This is a genomic window from Streptomyces sp. NBC_01788 (assembly GCF_035917575.1).
GTDB lineage: Bacteria > Actinomycetota > Actinomycetes > Streptomycetales > Streptomycetaceae > Streptomyces.
In genome coordinates this window covers 4,445,101-4,464,221 of the sequence record NZ_CP109090.1, presented here as the reverse complement: position 1 = coordinate 4,464,221, position 19,121 = coordinate 4,445,101, and the positions used below count along the sequence as shown (strand labels likewise).

The following is a 19,121-nucleotide window of genomic DNA, read 5'->3' as shown; positions in this document are numbered from 1 at the left end:
AGACCAAGACGCCATCGATCCTAGGCGACTTCCGGCCACTTTGAACTCATCGGTCAGTCCTCGATCAACCCCCGAGCTCCTTGCGCAGTCGCTCCTCGTTCACACGCCAGAAGGTGTGCTGTTCACCGTCGACGAGTACGACCGGGATCTGTTCCCAGTACCGGTCGTACAGCTCCTGGTCCTGGGTGATGTCCTTCTGTTCCCAGACGACGCCGAGATCGGCGCAGACCTTCTCCACGACGGCCTGCGCGTCGTCGCACAGATGGCAGCCCGGCTTGCGGACCAGGGTGACGAGCCGCCCCTGGGGCCCGGGGGACTTGCGGCGGAAGATGGGACTCATGTCGGCCATTGTCGCTCCGGCACGCCGCCGCGGAACCCCGTCGGCGCGGGGCGGCGGGACCCGGTCGGCGCGGGCCGGCGCAACGCCGCCGTCGCGCAGAGTTCACGGCCCGCGAAACCTCTCGACTCCGGAACCACCCCGCCAACTGGCTATGCTCACGCCATGGCCGCTCTCGGATGGCTCACTTCCCGTAGGCGCTCCGCCACGGCGCGAAGCGTGTTGGCAGGCGAGGCCTCGGCGGAGGCAGCGCGCAAATCCTCGCAGGAAGCGGGCGTCCCGCCGTCCCCGCAGGAGGCCTCGGAGTTCCCGGTGCCCGGGGACGAGAGGGCCGCCGCCTTCTTCGACCTGGACAACACCGTCATGCAGGGCGCCGCGCTGTTCCACTTCGGCCGGGGCCTGTACAAGCGGAAGTTCTTCGACACGCGCGACCTCGCCAAGTTCGCCTGGCAGCAGGCGTGGTTCCGGATGGCCGGGGTCGAGGACCCCGAGCACATGCAGGACGCCCGCGACTCGGCGCTGTCGATCGTGAAGGGCCACCGGGTCGCCGAGCTGAAGTCGATCGGCGAGGAGATCTACGACGAGTACATGGCCGAGCGGATCTGGCCGGGCACGCGTGCGCTCGCCCAGGCCCATCTGGACGCCGGCCAGAAGGTGTGGTTGGTCACAGCCGCGCCGGTGGAGATCGCGCAGGTCATCGCCCGCCGCCTGGGCCTGACCGGCGCGCTCGGCACGGTGGCGGAGTCCGTCGACGGCGTCTACACCGGCCGCCTGGTCGGCGAGCCGCTGCACGGCCCGGCGAAGGCGGAGGCGGTACGCGCCCTGGCCGCGGCCGAGGCCCTGCACCTGAGCCGCTGCGCCGCCTACAGCGACTCCCACAACGACATCCCCATGCTGTCCCTGGTCGGCCACCCCTACGCCATCAACCCCGACGCCAAACTCCGCCGCCACGCCCGCGAGATGGACTGGCGCCTGCGTGACTACCGCACCGGCCGCAAGGCGGCCAAGGTCGGCATTCCCGCGGCGGCCGGCGTCGGCGCCGTGGCCGGCGGCACCGCGGCCGCCATCGCCCTGCACCGCCGCCGCCGCTGACACCGGCACGCCGCCGGCTCTCTCCTCCCTCCCCCCGGATCCCCCGGATCCCCCGGATCCCCGCACGCGCCCGTGCCGCCCAATGGCCGCACGGGCCTTCGGCGATCACGTTCGTGCGGCGCACCGGAACCGCGGGCAATTGACCGAACGTACGCCCATACCGTTCCGGCCATTCGACTTGGCGGTACATCGCCAGGAAACACCCCCGACATGAGCCGAAGACGGAACAGACCGGTCGGCAAACGGTCACTCTGCGACGCCCGAAGGCATGCAAATCGGTTAGGGAAGCGACGGAATCGATGATTTGAGCAACTCGGTGTAGCAGTGCCTATACGAAGCGTTATTCTCCTCAGACGCAAACCGGTCCCCCATCGTCGCTACGACGGGTGAACGGTTCCGCACTGCACGTGATGGAAGCTCTGCCTCTGGGAGTCCCGTGTACCCACACGTCGGGGTTGACGCCTCGGGCCTGGCTACGCTCCGCGCAACGGTCCTGGACCTGCTGCGCGGTCTCGTCCCCACCGCGTACGCCGGCCCCGCATTCGCCACCGCCACGCCGGTCGGCCCGTGCTACGCGCTGGCCGACGGCATGGAGCAGGTGCCGACTCGCAGCGCCGTGGTCGAGGGGCGGCGGACGGGCGACGCGCGGGCGACCGGCAGACGAGGACGCCCGGCCTCGGCGGCCACCGTCCGCCGCCCGGCCGCGGACAGCGACAGCGCCCGGATGATGGAGCTCGTCGAGCGCGCCCAGGCCGGCGAGGCCGACGCCTTCGGACGGCTCTACGACCAGTACAGCGACACCGTGTACCGGTACATCTACTACCGCGTCGGCGGCAAGGCGACGGCCGAGGACCTCACCAGTGAGACCTTCCTCCGCGCCCTGCGCCGCATCGGGACCTTCACCTGGCAGGGCCGCGACTTCGGCGCCTGGCTGGTCACCATCGCCCGCAACCTGGTGGCCGACCACTTCAAGTCCAGCCGGTTCCGGCTCGAGGTCACCACCGGCGAGATGCTCGACGCCAACGAGGTCGAGCGCTCCCCCGAGGACTCCGTCCTCGAATCCCTGTCCAACGCAGCCCTCCTGGACGCCGTGCGACGGCTCAACCCACAGCAGCAGGAGTGCGTCACGCTCCGCTTCCTCCAGGGCCTGTCCGTCGCGGAGACCGCCCGGGTGATGGGCAAGAACGAGGGTGCGATCAAGACCCTCCAGTACCGGGCCGTGCGCACCCTGGCCCGGCTTCTCCCCGACGACGCGCGCTGAGCCGCACACACGCTCCGCGACCTTCAACTCACGCTCCGTCGAAGCGCGTTGACTTCTCGATCCGATCCGCCCGGGTCCGTAACCCAAGTGCCGCGCCGCTCGTTGTGCGGGATAGAGGCTCCCTGTGGTCACGCCCTGGCCAATCCTGATCGACCGATCGGGAGAAGCGGCTGTGGACGTGCACCCTCAGGACCCCCGGGGAGTCGACCGTGATGACGAGAGGAGGTGCCGCCAGTGATCGCGAAAGTATCGGCGCACCGGCGGGCGAACGCCTTCGCCCAGGCCCTGGAAGAGCTGTCCGACCGGGGCACGGCGGCCGAACAGGCCGAAGGACCGGCACCGGCACCGGCTGCCGCGGAACGGACCGAGCAGGGCCGCATGCTGGCCCTCGCCACCGGTCTGGACGCGCTGCCGCGGCCGGAACTGGACCCCGAGGTCAAGGTCGTCCAGCGGGCCCGCCTGGTGGCCGCGATGGAGGCCATGCTCCAGGAGAGCACCGCGGCGGGCGAGGCGAGTGACCCACCGGTGCCCAGGCGGCGCGGCGCACACCGGGCGAGCGGCCTGGGGAAACTGCGGCCGCGCACGCGGCTGAGCAAGTCGCTGGCAGCCGGCGGACTCAGCGTGGGTGTGGCCGCGGGAGCCTTCGGCGGAGTGGCCGCCGCAAGCTCCGGCGCCCTCCCCGGTGACTCGCTGTACGGGCTCAAACGCGGCATCGAGGACTTCAAGCTCACCTACCTGACCGACGGCGCCGACGAGCAGGGCCAGGCCTACCTCGATCTGGCCTCGACCCGCTTGAGCGAGGCCCGTCGGCTGATGGAGCGCGGCCGCGGCGGACAGCTCGACCACGAGTCGATCGGCGAGATCCGCCGCACCCTGTCCGGGATGCAGCACGACGCCGCCGAGGGCCACCGGCTGCTGCACCAGGCGTACGAGCGCGACCCCGATTCCCTGCGTCCCATCCAGGCCCTCTCCACCTTCTCGCGGTCCCACCGTGAGGCCTGGGGGGCGCTCCGGGACCGGCTGCCCGTGCAGCTCGGCGACGTCAGTCAGCAGGTGTCGTCGGTGTTCGACGCCATAGACGACGAGGTCGCCCCGCTGCAGTCGATGCTCCCCCAGCCCTCCGCCCCGGCCGGCGAGGGCAAGCAGCACGTCCCCCGGCCGACGCCGTCCGCCGGTTCGCCCGGCGCCGCCCACTCGGCCCAGCCCGGCACCGGCGCCGACGCATCCTCCGGCAGCCCCCACTCCGGTGGAGCCGACGAGCCCAGCGCCTCGGCCGGCTCCGGCAGCGAGGGCGACGGGTTCCTCGGCGGCTCCACCGGCGACCTGCTCGACCCGCCGAAGCCCAGCGGCAGCGCCTCGCCGTCCGCGGCCAAGTCGCCGCCCAGCGGCCCGGACGTGACGATCCCGCCGCTCCTGCCCGGCCTGCTGCCCGGCCTCGGCATCAACGCGGAGGACGCGAAGTAGGCCGTGCCGGCCCCACGGCGGCGGGGGGCGTCCCTCACCAAGGGACGCCCCCCGCCGCCGTGGCACCGTCGGAAGAACTCAGAAGAACACAGATCTGCGCTGCACCAGCAGCTTGTACAGGGTGTGCTGGATCTGCTCGCGGACCTGGTCGGTCAGGTTGAACATCAGCATGGGGTCCTCGGCCGCCTCCGGCGGATACCCGTCCGTCGCGATGGGCTCGCCGAACTGGATCGTCCACTTCGTCGGCAGCGGGATCGCGCCCAGCGGACCCAGCCACGGGAAGGTGGGCGTCAGCGGGAAGTACGGGATGCCCAGCAGCCGCGCCAGGGTCTTGGCGTTGCCGATCATCGGATAGATCTCCTCGGCCCCGACGATCGAGCACGGGATGATCGGCACGCCCTGGCGCAGCGCGGTCGACACGAAGCCGCCCCGGCCGAACCGCTGCAGCTTGTAGCGCTCGCTGAACGGCTTGCCGATGCCCTTGAAGCCCTCCGGCATCACCCCGACCAGCTCACCCTGCCCGAGCAGCCGCTCGGCGTCCTCGGTGCAGGCGAGCGTGTGACCGAGCTTGCGGGCGAGTTCGTTGACCACCGGCAGCACGAACACCAGGTCGGCCGCGAGCAGCCGCAGATGCCGACCCGCGGGATGCCGGTCGTGGACGGCGACCTGCATCATCAGCCCGTCCAGCGGCAGCGTGCCGGAGTGGTTGGCGACGATCAGGGCGCCGCCCTCGGCGGGGATGTTCTCGATGCCCTTCACATCGACCCGGAAGTACTTCTCGTACAGCGGCCGCAGCAGGGACATCAGGAGCTGGTCGGTGAGCTCGGCGTCGTAGCCGAAGTCGTCGACGTCGTAGTCCCCGGTGAGACGGCGGCGCAGGAACGCCAGACCACTCGCGATGCGCCGCTCCAGGCCGCCGTCCTCCGTCGGCCCGCTCGGCGGCTGCTCCTCACCGGTCACAGGGACGTCCTCCTGCGCGGCCCCCATGCCGGGCAGGGACTGTACCTCGCCGACCGCCGCCGACTCTGCGCCGGTGCGGCGGCTCCCCGTGCCCCGGCGCCGCGACGGCCGCTGTCCGGCGCTCCCACGGGACCGGTCGTCGTCGAACGGAATGACCTTGGCGTCCGCCATGGTGCTGCGCTCCTCAGTTGGCGCTCTGCTTCTGGGGGTGGCCGCTGCCCGGGTGGGACAGCGCGGCGATCCGGTCGACGGCCCCCGCGAGGGCCTCCGGCGGCAGCAGTCCGGGGCCGTGGCTGCGGGCGAACTCCGCGAAGGTCTCCGCGGTCGTGTACTTGGGTGCGAAGCCGAGTGTCTCGCGCATCTGGTCCGTCGCCACGACCCGGCCGTGGGTCAGCAGGCGGATCTGCTCGGGTGAGAAGTCCGTCATTCCCAGCGTACGCACCAGCGAGCCCGCCCACGTCACGGCGGGCAGCAGCAGCGGCACCGTGGGGCGTCCCAGCCGCCGGGAGCACTGCGAGAGCAGCAGCACGCCGTCGCCGGCGATGTTGAACGTGCCGCTGTTGAGGGTGGCGCGGCGCGGCTCGTGCGAGGCGATCCGCAGCACCTCGATCACGTCGTCCTCGTGCACGAACTGCAACCGCGGGTCGTATCCGAACACCGTCGGCAGCACCGGCAGCGAGAAGTAGGAGGCGAGCGGGGTGTCCGCCGTCGGGCCGAGGATGTTGGCGAACCTGAGCACGCACACGGCGACGTCCGGCCGCCGCCTGGCGAAGCCCCGCACATACCCCTCGACCTCGACCGTGTCCTTCGCGAAGCCGCCGGACGGCAGGGACTTGGCCGGGGTGGTCTCGGTGAACACCGCCGGGTCGCGGGGAGCGGAGCCGTAGACGTTGGTGCTGGACTTGACCACCAGCCGCTTGACCGACGGGGACTTCTGGCAGGCGCCCAGCAGCTGCATGGTGCCGATGACGTTGGTCTCCTTGACCAGGGCCCGGCTCCCGCTGGCCAGCGCGGTGCCGGTCACGTCCATGTGCACCACGGTGTCGGCGGACGTCTCGGCGAGCACCCGCGCGATCGTGGGCTGCCGGATGTCCGCCTGGACGAAGTCGGCGCCGCCCAGATGGTGCTCGGGCGGCACCGCGTCCACGGCGACCACCCGGTCGACCTGCGGGTCACGCTGGATACGGCGCACGAACCGGCCCGCGAGCTGGCGGGCCACTCCGGTCACGAGCACGACCTGTCCCAAGATCAGCGCCTTCCTTCCCGCCCGGATTCCCGCCGGGTTCCCCGTGTGCGGCCAACCTATCGGGTCGGGCCCGCGCCGCGGCGGGGCTCGATGCGCGCGTGACACAAGGTACGTGCGTGCGAACGGGATCGAGCCACCACCGCGGCCGGCCCCGAACGCACGCGACCCCCCACCGGATGGTGGGGGGTCACAGACACGCTTTCGCGTTGGCGCGTACCGCGCGCGACCGGCGTCTACTTCTTGTTGCGACGCTGGACGCGGGTGCGCTTGAGCAGCTTGCGGTGCTTCTTCTTGGCCATCCGCTTGCGCCGCTTCTTGATAACAGAGCCCACGACTACCCTCGCTCACTTCTCATCACTCGGTGTTTGGGCGCCATGGGCCCACACGACCTACGAGGGGCTAGCCTACCCGCCCGAGGGCTGAGGTCGTAATCGAGGTGTCCGGAGGGATCCGGAAGTGTTCCGTACTGTCCTTCACGGACCCCTCCCGATCGTCGTCAGGCGGTGTCCACCCCCACGTAGCTCTCGCGGAGGTACTCGTGAACCGCTTGCTCCGGGACGCGGAACGACCGCCCCACCCGGATCGCGGGCAGATGACCGCTGTGCACCAGGCGGTACACGGTCATCTTCGACACTCGCATGACCGAGGCGACTTCCGCCACGGTAAGGAACTGAACCTCGTTCAGAGGCCTTTCGCCAGCTGCAGCCATGACACACCTGAACCTTCCGCACTCGACGGCCACCGGCTTCCCCTTCCGGTGACTCTTCGTCGCTGCGTGCTCACTCCCCAGGGTAGGGGCGTGTGATGCGAGTGGGGAAGAGGTGGACCATCGGCGGCCTACTGTGACAGACAGGCGCGATTGAGTACGTAGCGGGCCAGCGGGCGGTAGTAGGCGGCCCGTACGCCGTCATCAAGTGGAACGACGACGGACACGCACCCCTCCGCCTGCCCGACGAAGAGCGCGGGGTCGTTCGTGTCGGCCGGGCCCATCGCCTCGAACCCCAGCTGACCTGCGCCGCAGACCCAGCCGTGATCCCCGATCACCAGACCGGGCAGCGGTCCGCCGGCGTCGGCCGCCGCCGCGAGCGCCAGCCGAACCGGCAGCGGTGAATGCGTGTGCGCGCCCGGCTCACCACCGGAGCGTTCGGCGCCGCGAGGCCGGACCAGGGCGACTCCCCGGACGTACTCGAGGCGGTACGTGCGTAGACCGAACCGGGTCGTTATGTCGACAGAGCGACCCTGCGCGGGGGTGAGGACGGTACATCCCGCCGCCGACAGGGCGTCCGCCAGCGCGGCGTAGAAACCGAGCAGCCTGTGCGGATGCCCGGTGCCCAGGAGCACGGGAGCACCTCGCCGCGCCGCCGCACCGAGCCGGTCCGCGAAGGCGTCCAGCGCGGCCAGCGTCAGATCCGGGTCGATGACGTCCGGGCCGAGAGTGTGCAGCGGATCGGCCGAAACGCCGCACCTGCGCGCCATCAGCTCGATCAAGTCCCGCTGCTGCCAGGGCCCTTCGGGGTCGATTCCGATCAGCACCCGGGGATCCCGGGCCGCGAACAGCCGGTAGCTGCGCAGACCGGCCTCCCGCGTCGTGGCCACCACCCCGGCGAGACGGGCCCTCACCAGATGGGCGCGCAGCGCCGCGATGCTCAACACCCGAGCGATGCTGACGCACGGCCTCCACGGTCGTCCCGGGAACCCGGGAACACCGCACAGTCGGCCTAACCGAGAAACGCGGCCGGTGCTACGGCAGCAGACCCCGCAGCGGGAACACCGCCCGCCGGGTCGCCAGGATCGTCTGGTCCAGCCGGTCCGCCGGGTCGTATCCCGCCTCCCAGTCCGCCCAGGACACCGGCCACCGCCCGTCGGTCATCCGCATCGGGCCCAACCGCCGCGTCCGCGCATACACCGCCTGCCGCCAGCTCTCCGGGATCACCGTCTCCGGCTCCACCGGGCGCCCCACGGCGATCCCCACCAGATGCGTCCACGACCGGGGAACGACGTCCACCACCTCGTATCCGCCGCCGCCCAGCGCGATCCACCGTCCCTCGGCGTGCTCGTGGGCCAGCTCGTGGCACGCCATCTGGACCGCCCGCTGCGCGTCCAGCGACACCGTCAGATGCGCCAGCGGATCCTCGAAGTGCGTGTCGGCCCCGTGCTGGGTGACCAGCACCTGCGGCCGGAAGTCGGCGACGAGTTCCGGCACCACCGCGTGGAACGCCCGCAGCCAGCCGGCGTCCCCGGTCCCCGCCGGCAGCGCCACGTTCACGGCCGATCCCTCGGCGGACGGTGCCCCGGTCTCCTGCGGCCATCCCGTCTGCGGGAACAGCGTCCGGGGATGCTCGTGCAGCGAGATCGTCAGTACCCGCGGGTCCTCCCAGAACGCGGTCTGCACCCCGTCCCCGTGGTGCACGTCGGTGTCGACGTACACGACCCGCTCGGCGCCCAGCTCCAGCAGCCGGGCGATGGCCAGCGCGGCGTCGTTGTAGACGCAGAAGCCCGAAGCGGCGCCCGGCATCGCGTGGTGCAGCCCGCCCGCGAAGTTCACCGCGTGCAGGGCGTCCCCTTGCCACACGGCCTCCGCCGCCGCCACCGACTGTCCCGCGATCAGCGCGGACACCTCGTGCATCCCGGCGAAGGCCGGATCGTCCAGCGTCCCCAGGCCGTACGCCGCGTCCGCCGATCCCGGATCCGCCGACGCGGCCTTCACCGCGGCGATGTAGTCGTCCCGGTGGACCAGCCGCAGCGTCGAGTCGCCGGCCGGCCTGGCCGCCACCAGCCGCGCCTCCCGGTCGAGTCCGAGCGCGTCGACCAGTTTCCGGGTCAGGACGAGACGGATCGGGTCCATCGGGTGGTCCCGGCCGAAGTCATAGCCCGTTACTGCCTCGTCCCACATCAGCTGTGCGCGGCCGCTCATGCCCGTCACCGTATCGGTCCGCCCGCGGTGCGAACGACCCGGCGCACACCGACGTCACCAGCACCAGAGCCATGGGCACCAGCATCGCCCCCCGGTAGCTCCACGCGTCGCCCAGCGCGCCCACCAGCGGGGAGCCGACCAGGAAACCCACGTAGTTGAAGATGTTGAGCCGCGCGACGGCCTGGTCCGACGCCTCCGGGAACAGGCGTCCGGCCGCGGCGAAGGTCTGCGGCACCAGCACGCACAGCCCCAGCCCCAGGAGCGTGAACCCGAGCATGCCCACCCAGGGACCGGGTGCCCCGGCGACCACCGCGAACCCCAGCGCCGCCACCAGCGCGCCCAGCCGCACGACGGCCACGGCGCCGAACCGCCGCACCCCGGTGTCCCCGAGGGCCCGCCCCAGCAGCGTGGTGACCATGTAGACGTTGTACGGCACCGTCGCGAGCTGCTCGGAGCTGCCCAGCGTGTCCTGGAGGTACTTGGCGCTCCAGTTGGAGACGGTCGAGTCGCCTATGTACGCGAAGGTCATCACCAGGCAGAGCGGCAGCAGCAGCCGGAACACGACCGTCCCGCCGCCTTCGCCAGCGGCCTTCCCGTCGGCCTTTTCCGGTGCGGCGGGGGAGTCCGCGTCGACGTACCACCGGCTGCCCACGAGGACCGCCGGCAGCAGCGCCGCCACCACCGGCAGGTACGACACCCACAGGGCCAGGTGCCAGTGCGCCCCGGCCCAGGCCAACGAGGCACCCAGGATCCCGCCGAGGCTGTAGACGGCGTGGAAGCCGAGCATGATGCTGCGGCCGTACGCCCGCTGGAGGCTCACCCCGAGCATGTTCATCGAGGCGTCCAGCATCCCCACGGCCAGCCCGAACGCGGCCAGCGCGACGGCCAGTTCGGCGACCCGGTCGCCCGCCCCGACACCGAGCAGGGACAGGAGGACGACGGGCTGGGACCAGCGCAGCAGCCGGCTGGGCCGGACGCGTTTCACCAGTTGCTCGGTGGCCGTGCTGCCGACACCGGCGAGGATCGGCACGGCGGCCAGGAAGACCGGCAGCAGCGCGTCGGAGACCCCGTACCGGCCCTGGATGGCCGGGATGCGCGTCACGAGGAGAGCGAAGGCGACGCCCTGTGCGAAGAAGCTGAACGCCAGCGAGGCCCTACCGCGCCGCAGCACATCAGTCATGGCCGCGAGCGTAGGGCCCTGGGCTACCTGTGGGTAGGTCCGGTGAAAGGTGAATTCGGCTCAGCTTCCGGCGAGGGCGAGTCCGTTCGGGGACTTCACGGCCTCCCGCGCCGGCGCGGGCTGCTGGGCGCCGGCGGGCTCCTGGACCTGCGAGGAATCCCCGGCTGCGGCGTTCGTCTCGGCGATCAGCATGTGCGCCATCGGCCCGGCGGCCAGAGCACCGCTCAGGAGGAACCCGAGCACCATGGTGACCGCCAGGATCACGGTGCCGAGCCACACCATGGTGTCCACCGGCACCGTGTAGGCACCCACGACCCGCACCACGCACTCCGCGAGCAGGACCACACCCCACACCAGCGAGAACACCTTCTCCGCCCGCCGGAAGTCCGCGGATCCGGCCGCCAGTCGGGCCCAGGCGGCTTCCCGGCCCTCGTCGCCCTTCACCAGCCAGGGCTTCATGGCCGCGGTCATCATCGGCCTGCCCAGCGCCACGGACACCAGGATGCCGATGCCGATCGCGCTGCTGACACCGCTGTCCTTGGCGAGCATCAGCCGAGGGTCACCGGCGACGAGACTGAGCAGCAGCCCCACCACGTTGACGAACAGGATGAGCGCGGCGAACGCGTTGACCCTGCGCTCCCTGGCCGCGGCCCAACCGGTGCGCAGGGCGGGGACCACGCTGCTCCACCCCAGGGCTGCCAGCGTGCTCATCCCGAACCCGTTCTTGAGCAGGTAGTACCCGCCGACCGGAACCGCCACATCCACCAGCAGGGGGGCGAGGCTCGCGCGCTTCGTGTTCGTCGTCATGCTCAAAGCTTGGCGGGCGGGGGGGTCCGCCAGTAGAAACGATCGTCCGGAGCTCCGCATGACAATTGTCAGTGCCCCGGCGGTGGCCGACGTCATGTCAGCAGGTCGGCCAACTCCTCCATGCGTGAGAAGAGTTGGGTCGCATCCGCGAGCCTGGCGGCCGGGGTCATCGCCGTGAAGCCGTAGACGTCCATCCCGGCCGCGACGGCGGCCTGGACGCCCAGCGGGGAGTCCTCGACGACGACGCACTTCTCGGGGGCCACTCCCATCCGGTCGGCCGCGTGGAGGAACAGGTCCGGCGCCGGCTTGCCCCGGCCCACGTCCTGCGAACTGAAGATCCGCTCCTCGCCGAACCACCGGTCCAGGCCGGTCGCCCGGTGCCCCACCCGGATCCGCTCGTGACTCCCCGAGGACGCGACACAGTACGGCGTCCCGTCCACCGCGAGCTTCTCCAGTACGTCGGCGGCACCGGCCACCGGCTTCAATTCGCGCTGGAACGCGGCGAACACACGGGCGTGGAAGACGTCGTCGAAGTCGTCCGGCAGCCGCTTCCCCGTCCGCTCCAGGACCAGATCGTGGATTCGGTGCATCGCCGACCCCATGTAGTCACGGATGGAGTCCTCGTAGGAGGTGGGGTGCCCCAACTCGGTGAGGTAGGCGGCGAGGAGCCGGTTGGAGATGGGCTCACTGTCGACGAGGACGCCGTCGTTGTCGAAGATGACGAGGTCGTAGCGCATGCATACGAGCCTAAGCGAGTGCCGGCCGGCCGTAAACGCAGAAAACCCCCGTGCCATGGCACGGGGGTTTTCTCACAATTTGTTCGGCGGCGTCCTACTCTCCCACAGGGTCCCCCCTGCAGTACCATCGGCGCTGTGAGGCTTAGCTTCCGGGTTCGGAATGTAACCGGGCGTTTCCCTCACGCTATGACCACCGAAACACTATGAAACAATCAACCGGAGCCGTAACACATGGCTACGACGGTTGTTCGTGGTTTCAGAACCAACACAGTGGACGCGAGCAACTGAGGACAAGCCCTCGGCCTATTAGTACCGGTCACCTCCACACGTTACCGTGCTTCCAGATCCGGCCTATCAACCCAGTCGTCTACTGGGAGCCTTACCCCATCAAGTGGGTGGGAGTCCTCATCTCGAAGCAGGCTTCCCGCTTAGATGCTTTCAGCGGTTATCCCTCCCGAACGTAGCCAACCAGCCATGCCCTTGGCAGGACAACTGGCACACCAGAGGTTCGTCCGTCCCGGTCCTCTCGTACTAGGGACAGCCCTTCTCAAGACTCCTACGCGCACAGCGGATAGGGACCGAACTGTCTCACGACGTTCTAAACCCAGCTCGCGTACCGCTTTAATGGGCGAACAGCCCAACCCTTGGGACCGACTCCAGCCCCAGGATGCGACGAGCCGACATCGAGGTGCCAAACCATCCCGTCGATATGGACTCTTGGGGAAGATCAGCCTGTTATCCCCGGGGTACCTTTTATCCGTTGAGCGACGGCGCTTCCACAAGCCACCGCCGGATCACTAGTCCCGACTTTCGTCCCTGCTCGACCCGTCGGTCTCACAGTCAAGCTCCCTTGTGCACTTACACTCAACACCTGATTGCCAACCAGGCTGAGGGAACCTTTGGGCGCCTCCGTTACTCTTTAGGAGGCAACCGCCCCAGTTAAACTACCCATCAGACACTGTCCCTGATCCGGATCACGGACCCAGGTTAGACATCCAGCACGACCAGACTGGTATTTCAACGACGACTCCACAACCACTGGCGTGGCCGCTTCAAAGTCTCCCAGCTATCCTACACAAGCCGAACCGAACACCAATATCAAACTGTAGTAAAGGTCCCGGGGTCTTTCCGTCCTGCTGCGCGAAACGAGCATCTTTACTCGTAGTGCAATTTCACCGGGCCTATGGTTGAGACAGTCGAGAAGTCGTTACGCCATTCGTGCAGGTCGGAACTTACCCGACAAGGAATTTCGCTACCTTAGGATGGTTATAGTTACCACCGCCGTTTACTGGCGCTTAAGTTCTCAGCTTCGCCCCACCGAAATGGAGCTAACCGGTCCCCTTAACGTTCCAGCACCGGGCAGGCGTCAGTCCGTATACATCGCCTTACGGCTTCGCACGGACCTGTGTTTTTAGTAAACAGTCGCTTCTCGCTGGTCTCTGCGGCCACCCCCAGCTCACCGTGTAAAACGGATCACCAGACGTGGCCCCCTTCTCCCGAAGTTACGGGGGCATTTTGCCGAGTTCCTTAACCATAGTTCACCCGAACGCCTCGGTATTCTCTACCTGACCACCTGAGTCGGTTTAGGGTACGGGCCGCCATGAAACTCGCTAGAGGCTTTTCTCGACAGCATAGGATCATCCACTTCACCACAATCGGCTCGGCATCAGGTCTCACCCTGCGTGAGTGGCGGATTTACCTACCACTCGGGCTACACCCTTACCCCGGGACAACCACCGCCCGGGATGGACTACCTTCCTGCGTCACCCCATCACTCACCTACTAACCGCTTGGTTCGGCGGCTCCACCACTCCCCCTCACTCCGAAGAGATCAGAGGCGGCTTCACGGCCTTAGCATCACGATGCTCGATGTTTGACGCTTCACAGCGGGTACCGGAATATCAACCGGTTATCCATCGACTACGCCTGTCGGCCTCGCCTTAGGTCCCGACTTACCCTGGGCAGATCAGCTTGACCCAGGAACCCTTAGTCAATCGGCGCACACGTTTCTCACGTGTGTATCGCTACTCATGCCTGCATTCTCACTCGTCAACCGTCCACAACTACCTTCCGGTGCTGCTTCACCCGGCAGACGACGCTCCCCTACCCATCACGATCCCCGTTGGGGGTACATATCGCAATGACACGACTTCGGCGGTACGCTTGAGCCCCGCTACATTGTCGGCGCGGAATCACTAGACCAGTGAGCTATTACGCACTCTTTCAAGGGTGGCTGCTTCTAAGCCAACCTCCTGGTTGTCTGTGCGACTCCACATCCTTTCCCACTTAGCGTACGCTTAGGGGCCTTAGTCGATGCTCTGGGCTGTTTCCCTCTCGACCATGGAGCTTATCCCCCACAGTCTCACTGCCGCGCTCTCACTTACCGGCATTCGGAGTTTGGCTAAGGTCAGTAACCCGGTAGGGCCCATCGCCTATCCAGTGCTCTACCTCCGGCAAGAAACACACGACGCTGCACCTAAATGCATTTCGGGGAGAACCAGCTATCACGGAGTTTGATTGGCCTTTCACCCCTAACCACAGGTCATCCCCCAGGTTTTCAACCCTGGTGGGTTCGGTCCTCCACGAAGTCTTACCTCCGCTTCAACCTGCCCATGGCTAGATCACTCCGCTTCGGGTCTTGAGCGTGCTACTCCATCGCCCTATTCGGACTCGCTTTCGCTACGGCTACCCCACTCGGGTTAACCTCGCAACACACCGCAAACTCGCAGGCTCATTCTTCAAAAGGCACGCAGTCACGAGATGCAGCAAGCTGCATCCGACGCTCCCACGGCTTGTAGGCACACGGTTTCAGGTACTATTTCACTCCCCTCCCGGGGTACTTTTCACCATTCCCTCACGGTACTATCCGCTATCGGTCACCAGGGAATATTTAGGCTTAGCGGGTGGTCCCGCCAGATTCACACGGGATTTCTCGGGCCCCGTGCTACTTGGGTGTCTCTCAAACGAGCCGCTGACGTTTCGACTACGGGGGTCTTACCCTCTACGCCGGACCTTTCGCATGTCCTTCGTCTACATCAACGGTTTCTGACTCGTCCCACGGCCGGCAGACCGTGGAAGAGAGATCCCACAACCCCCACGACGCAACCCCTGCCGGGTCTCACACGTCGTAGGTTTAGCCTCATCCAGTTTCGCTCGCCACTACTCCCGGAATCACGGTTGTTTTCTCTTCCTGCGGGTACTGAGATGTTTCACTTCCCCGCGTTCCCTCCACTTGCCCTATGTGTTCAGACAAGGGTGACAGCCCATGACGACTGCCGGGTTTCCCCATTCGGAAACCCCCGGATCAAAGCCTGGTTGACGACTCCCCGGGGACTATCGTGGCCTCCCACGTCCTTCATCGGTTCCTGGTGCCAAGGCATCCACCGTGCGCCCTTAAAAACTTGGCCACAGATGCTCGCGTCCACTGTGCAGTTCTCAAACAACGACCAACCACCCGTCACAACCCGCCGAAGCAGATTTTTACCGGGGCCGGCAACCGAAGACCCGACCAGACGGCCGTGCCCTCAGACACCCAACAGCGTGCCCGACACCCTCGCCGCTGGGATCCACGTTCCACGCCGAAGCAGTACTAGTGGTCCCAACCGGACCGAGTGTGCCGAATAATCAACGTTCCACCCATGAGCAACCAGCACCGGACATTCGCCGATGTACTGGCCTCTGACCGAGCGAACCCGGTAAGAAGTGCTCCTTAGAAAGGAGGTGATCCAGCCGCACCTTCCGGTACGGCTACCTTGTTACGACTTCGTCCCAATCGCCAGTCCCACCTTCGACAGCTCCCTCCCACAAGGGGTTGGGCCACCGGCTTCGGGTGTTACCGACTTTCGTGACGTGACGGGCGGTGTGTACAAGGCCCGGGAACGTATTCACCGCAGCAATGCTGATCTGCGATTACTAGCAACTCCGACTTCATGGGGTCGAGTTGCAGACCCCAATCCGAACTGAGACCGGCTTTTTGAGATTCGCTCCACCTCACGGTATCGCAGCTCATTGTACCGGCCATTGTAGCACGTGTGCAGCCCAAGACATAAGGGGCATGATGACTTGACGTCGTCCCCACCTTCCTCCGAGTTGACCCCGGCGGTCTCCTGTGAGTCCCCATCACCCCGAAGGGCATGCTGGCAACACAGAACAAGGGTTGCGCTCGTTGCGGGACTTAACCCAACATCTCACGACACGAGCTGACGACAGCCATGCACCACCTGTACACCGACCACAAGGGGGGCACTATCTCTAATGCTTTCCGGTGTATGTCAAGCCTTGGTAAGGTTCTTCGCGTTGCGTCGAATTAAGCCACATGCTCCGCTGCTTGTGCGGGCCCCCGTCAATTCCTTTGAGTTTTAGCCTTGCGGCCGTACTCCCCAGGCGGGGAACTTAATGCGTTAGCTGCGGCACCGACGACGTGGAATGTCGCCAACACCTAGTTCCCACCGTTTACGGCGTGGACTACCAGGGTATCTAATCCTGTTCGCTCCCCACGCTTTCGCTCCTCAGCGTCAGTAATGGCCCAGAGATCCGCCTTCGCCACCGGTGTTCCTCCTGATATCTGCGCATTTCACCGCTACACCAGGAATTCCGATCTCCCCTACCACACTCTAGCTAGCCCGTATCGAATGCAGACCCGGGGTTAAGCCCCGGGCTTTCACACCCGACGTGACAAGCCGCCTACGAGCTCTTTACGCCCAATAATTCCGGACAACGCTTGCGCCCTACGTATTACCGCGGCTGCTGGCACGTAGTTAGCCGGCGCTTCTTCTGCAGGTACCGTCACTTTCGCTTCTTCCCTGCTGAAAGAGGTTTACAACCCGAAGGCCGTCATCCCTCACGCGGCGTCGCTGCATCAGGCTTTCGCCCATTGTGCAATATTCCCCACTGCTGCCTCCCGTAGGAGTCTGGGCCGTGTCTCAGTCCCAGTGTGGCCGGTCGCCCTCTCAGGCCGGCTACCCGTCGTCGCCTTGGTGAGCCATTACCTCACCAACAAGCTGATAGGCCGCGGGCTCATCCTTCACCGCCGGAGCTTTCAACTCCCGCAGATGCCTGCAGGAGTGATATCCGGTATTAGACCCCGTTTCCAGGGCTTGTCCCAGAGTGAAGGGCAGATTGCCCACGTGTTACTCACCCGTTCGCCACTAATTCCCACCGAAGTGGTTCATCGTTCGACTTGCATGTGTTAAGCACGCCGCCAGCGTTCGTCCTGAGCCAGGATCAAACTCTCCGTGAATGCTTGCTCGGCCAGTAAATTAATACTGCCGGCGACACATCACGAGAGCGGAACCAGAGGGGAGGAATAGTCCCCTCGGTTCACAGCGTCCTCGCTGTGTTTTTTCAAAGGAACCTCGTCCCAGCGGATGCTGGAGACGGGGTATCAACATATCTGGCGTTGATTTTTGGCACGCTGTTGAGTTCTCAAGGAACGGACGCTTCCTTTGTACTCACCCTCTCGGGCTTTCCTCCGGGCGCTTCCCTTCGGTGTTTCCGACTCTATCAGATCTTTTTCCGATCCGATTTCCTCGGTGCTTTCCAGGTTTCCGCTCTCGCGTTTTCCTTTCCGGCGGTTCCGACTCTATCAGATCTTTTCTCGACCTGACTCCCAGTCAGCGGGATTTGTCTTTGCGGCTGTTGGGCCGTTCCGACGAGTGAGACTTTAGCGGATTCCCTGCTCCCGTGCGAATCGGGGGCTGCGTCCTTTCGGGCGCGGAATCCTCATTCCATGAATACGCACACCGATGACACGACAACAGACAGTACGACTGTCGTCGATCAAAGGGTGGTACCCAGGAAAGGTTGTCCGGGGACCGACCGGAGTCGGCTCTCACGTCGGGCAACTCGGAGAACGTTACGTAGCCCGGCGAGGTGTGTCAACTCACGGACGGACGGCCCCCCGGAGTCGTATCGTGGGGCCATGACTACGCGTACGTGCACCCATCTGTGGTGGGCCGCCTGACAGGCGGCCGTACTCACGTATGCATCCCACGGCCGCCGCCTCGGCGGCCGTTCTCGTATCTCCCTCCAGGACTCCGGGGGCCGGCCGACCGGGGACGGCGGCCTCGACCAGGAGGTGGAGTGTGGAGAGGACTCGGGTCTTCAGCGGGATCAAGCCGACGGGACACCTGACGCTGGGGAACTACCTGGGCGCCATGCGGCGCTGGGCCGAGGTGGACCAGCACCGGTCCCAGGCGCTGTTCTGCGTCGTCGACCTGCACGCGCTGACCGTGGACCACGACCCGGCGCGGGTGCGCAGGCTCAGCAGGCAGGCGGCGACGCTGCTGCTGGCGGCGGGGCTCGATCCGGAACTGTGCACCCTGTTCGTACAGAGCCATGTGGACGAGCACGCCCGGCTGTCGTACCTGCTGGAGTGCGTGGCCACGGACGGCGAGATGCGGCGGATGATCCAGTACAAGGAGAAGGCCGCACGCGAGCAGCAGCGGGGCGGGAGCGTGCGGCTGTCGCTGCTGACGTATCCGGTGCTGATGGCGGCGGACATCCTGGCGTACGGAACGGACGAGGTGCCGGTCGGTGACGACCAGACGCAGCACGTGGAACTGACCCGTGATCTGGCGGTGCGGTTCAACCAGCGGTACGGGCACACGTTCGTAGTGCCGAAGGCGACGCCTCCGAAGGTGGCGGCGAGGGTGATGAACCTGCAGGACCCGTCGTCGAAGATGGGGAAGTCGGACGACTCCGGGCCGGGCATCGTCTATCTGCTCGACGAGCCGGAGGTCGTGGAGAAGAAGGTCATGCGGGCGGTGACCGACAGCGGACGGGACGTCGTCTACGACCCGCAGGAGCGTCCCGGCATCGCCAACCTGCTGGAGATCCTGGCCGCCTGCCAGGGTGGGAACCCGGAGACCCTGGGCGGTGTGTACGAGTCGTACGGCGCCTTGAAGAAGGACACCGCGGAGGCCGTGGTCGAACTCCTCAGGCCGGTACAGGCGAGGCACAGGGAACTGTGCGCGGATCCCGCCCATGTCGAAGGGGTGTTGCGGGCGGGTGCGGAGAAGGCCAGGGAGATGGCGCGGCCCAGAGTGGACGCGGCGTACCGGGCGATCGGGTTGCTGCCCGCCTGAGTGAGGGCGGCGGGGCGGGCGGCCTGCCTCGGCCGCCC

General features: G+C 66.9%; 14 protein-coding genes and 3 rRNA genes. 4 read left to right on the top strand and 13 right to left on the bottom strand.

Going from position 1 to position 19,121, the window contains the following annotated elements:
• Nucleotides 1-64: 64 nt before the first annotated feature.
• Complete coding sequence (locus OIE49_RS20265) at nucleotides 65-349, bottom strand: glutaredoxin family protein (protein WP_199836877.1); 285 nt, start codon at nucleotides 347-349, stop codon at nucleotides 65-67.
• Nucleotides 350-502: 153 nt separating this feature from the next.
• Between OIE49_RS20265 and OIE49_RS20260 the strand changes: the two genes are divergently transcribed.
• The 3 genes from OIE49_RS20260 to OIE49_RS20250 all read left to right on the top strand — a co-directional run bounded on the left by OIE49_RS20260 (nucleotide 503) and on the right by OIE49_RS20250 (nucleotide 4,154).
• On the top strand, nucleotides 503-1,429 hold the full coding sequence (locus OIE49_RS20260) for an HAD family hydrolase (protein WP_326803531.1): 927 nt from the start codon (nucleotides 503-505) through the stop codon (nucleotides 1,427-1,429).
• A gap of 436 nt (nucleotides 1,430-1,865) precedes the next feature.
• Entirely contained in the window at nucleotides 1,866-2,690 is an 825-nt protein-coding gene (locus OIE49_RS20255) for an ECF subfamily RNA polymerase sigma factor, BldN family (RefSeq protein WP_326803530.1), read from the top strand.
• Nucleotides 2,691-2,924: 234 nt separating this feature from the next.
• A complete protein-coding gene (locus tag OIE49_RS20250; RefSeq protein ID WP_326803529.1) occupies nucleotides 2,925-4,154 on the top strand; it encodes a DUF5667 domain-containing protein in 1,230 nt (409 codons plus the stop codon).
• A gap of 78 nt (nucleotides 4,155-4,232) precedes the next feature.
• Here the strand turns inward: OIE49_RS20250 and OIE49_RS20245 are convergent, their stop codons facing one another.
• From OIE49_RS20245 to OIE49_RS20190, 12 genes are all read right to left on the bottom strand, one after another.
• Entirely contained in the window at nucleotides 4,233-5,285 is a 1,053-nt protein-coding gene (locus tag OIE49_RS20245; RefSeq protein WP_326803528.1) for a lysophospholipid acyltransferase family protein, read from the bottom strand.
• Nucleotides 5,286-5,298: 13 nt separating this feature from the next.
• Nucleotides 5,299-6,360: an NAD-dependent epimerase/dehydratase family protein gene (locus OIE49_RS20240; protein WP_326803527.1), complete on the bottom strand. Its 1,062-nt coding sequence runs from the start codon at nucleotides 6,358-6,360 to the stop codon at nucleotides 5,299-5,301.
• Nucleotides 6,361-6,593: 233 nt separating this feature from the next.
• Nucleotides 6,594-6,692 carry a 30S ribosomal protein bS22 gene (locus OIE49_RS20235; RefSeq protein ID WP_003948845.1) on the bottom strand — a complete coding sequence of 33 codons (99 nt, stop codon included), beginning with the start codon at nucleotides 6,690-6,692 and terminating at the stop codon, nucleotides 6,594-6,596.
• 164 nt (nucleotides 6,693-6,856) lie between these two features.
• A complete protein-coding gene (locus OIE49_RS20230) occupies nucleotides 6,857-7,069 on the bottom strand; it encodes a helix-turn-helix domain-containing protein (RefSeq protein WP_157842153.1) in 213 nt (70 codons plus the stop codon).
• Between the two features lie 128 nt (nucleotides 7,070-7,197).
• Nucleotides 7,198-8,013 (bottom strand): phosphatase, encoded by an 816-nt coding sequence (locus OIE49_RS20225; RefSeq protein WP_326803526.1) that lies wholly within the window; start codon nucleotides 8,011-8,013, stop codon nucleotides 7,198-7,200.
• Nucleotides 8,014-8,101: 88 nt separating this feature from the next.
• Nucleotides 8,102-9,274, bottom strand: coding sequence for an acetoin utilization protein AcuC (locus OIE49_RS20220; RefSeq protein ID WP_326803525.1), 1,173 nt, complete (start codon nucleotides 9,272-9,274; stop codon nucleotides 8,102-8,104).
• Complete coding sequence (locus OIE49_RS20215) at nucleotides 9,225-10,454, bottom strand: MFS transporter (RefSeq protein ID WP_326803524.1); 1,230 nt, start codon at nucleotides 10,452-10,454, stop codon at nucleotides 9,225-9,227. Before OIE49_RS20215 ends, OIE49_RS20220 begins: the two co-directional genes overlap by 50 nt.
• Nucleotides 10,455-10,514: 60 nt before the next feature.
• Nucleotides 10,515-11,261, bottom strand: coding sequence for a VC0807 family protein (locus OIE49_RS20210; protein ID WP_326803523.1), 747 nt, complete (start codon nucleotides 11,259-11,261; stop codon nucleotides 10,515-10,517).
• Nucleotides 11,262-11,353: 92 nt separating this feature from the next.
• The gene (locus OIE49_RS20205; protein WP_326803522.1) at nucleotides 11,354-11,998 is read right to left on the bottom strand and encodes an HAD family hydrolase; all 645 of its coding nucleotides are present in this window, start codon (nucleotides 11,996-11,998) and stop codon (nucleotides 11,354-11,356) included.
• Nucleotides 11,999-12,079: 81 nt separating this feature from the next.
• Nucleotides 12,080-12,196, bottom strand: a 5S ribosomal RNA gene (rrf, locus tag OIE49_RS20200).
• 88 nt (nucleotides 12,197-12,284) lie between these two features.
• Nucleotides 12,285-15,405 (bottom strand): 23S ribosomal RNA (locus OIE49_RS20195).
• Nucleotides 15,406-15,711: 306 nt separating this feature from the next.
• Nucleotides 15,712-17,237: ribosomal RNA gene (locus tag OIE49_RS20190) — 16S ribosomal RNA — on the bottom strand.
• Together the 16S, 23S and 5S rRNA genes form the textbook arrangement of a ribosomal RNA operon.
• Before the next feature lie 844 nt (nucleotides 17,238-18,081).
• Between OIE49_RS20190 and trpS the strand changes: the two genes are divergently transcribed.
• Nucleotides 18,082-19,083 carry a tryptophan--tRNA ligase gene (trpS, locus tag OIE49_RS20185; RefSeq protein ID WP_326803521.1) on the top strand — a complete coding sequence of 334 codons (1,002 nt, stop codon included), beginning with the start codon at nucleotides 18,082-18,084 and terminating at the stop codon, nucleotides 19,081-19,083.
• The last annotated feature ends 38 nt before the right edge of the window (nucleotides 19,084-19,121 follow it).

What these genes read in the sequence shown, in the direction of transcription:
- OIE49_RS20205 (WP_326803522.1), bottom strand. Translation starts at nt 11,998, where the DNA reads ATGCGCTACGACCTCGTCATCTTCGACAACGACGGCGTCCTCGTCGAC.
- OIE49_RS20215 (WP_326803524.1), bottom strand. Translation starts at nt 10,454, where the DNA reads ATGACTGATGTGCTGCGGCGCGGTAGGGCCTCGCTGGCGTTCAGCTTC.
- OIE49_RS20260 (WP_326803531.1), top strand. Translation starts at nt 503, where the DNA reads ATGGCCGCTCTCGGATGGCTCACTTCCCGTAGGCGCTCCGCCACGGCG.
- OIE49_RS20210 (WP_326803523.1), bottom strand. Translation starts at nt 11,261, where the DNA reads ATGACGACGAACACGAAGCGCGCGAGCCTCGCCCCCCTGCTGGTGGAT.
- OIE49_RS20245 (WP_326803528.1), bottom strand. Translation starts at nt 5,285, where the DNA reads ATGGCGGACGCCAAGGTCATTCCGTTCGACGACGACCGGTCCCGTGGG.
- OIE49_RS20220 (WP_326803525.1), bottom strand. Translation starts at nt 9,274, where the DNA reads ATGAGCGGCCGCGCACAGCTGATGTGGGACGAGGCAGTAACGGGCTAT.
- OIE49_RS20265 (WP_199836877.1), bottom strand. Translation starts at nt 349, where the DNA reads ATGGCCGACATGAGTCCCATCTTCCGCCGCAAGTCCCCCGGGCCCCAG.
- OIE49_RS20230 (WP_157842153.1), bottom strand. Translation starts at nt 7,069, where the DNA reads ATGGCTGCAGCTGGCGAAAGGCCTCTGAACGAGGTTCAGTTCCTTACC.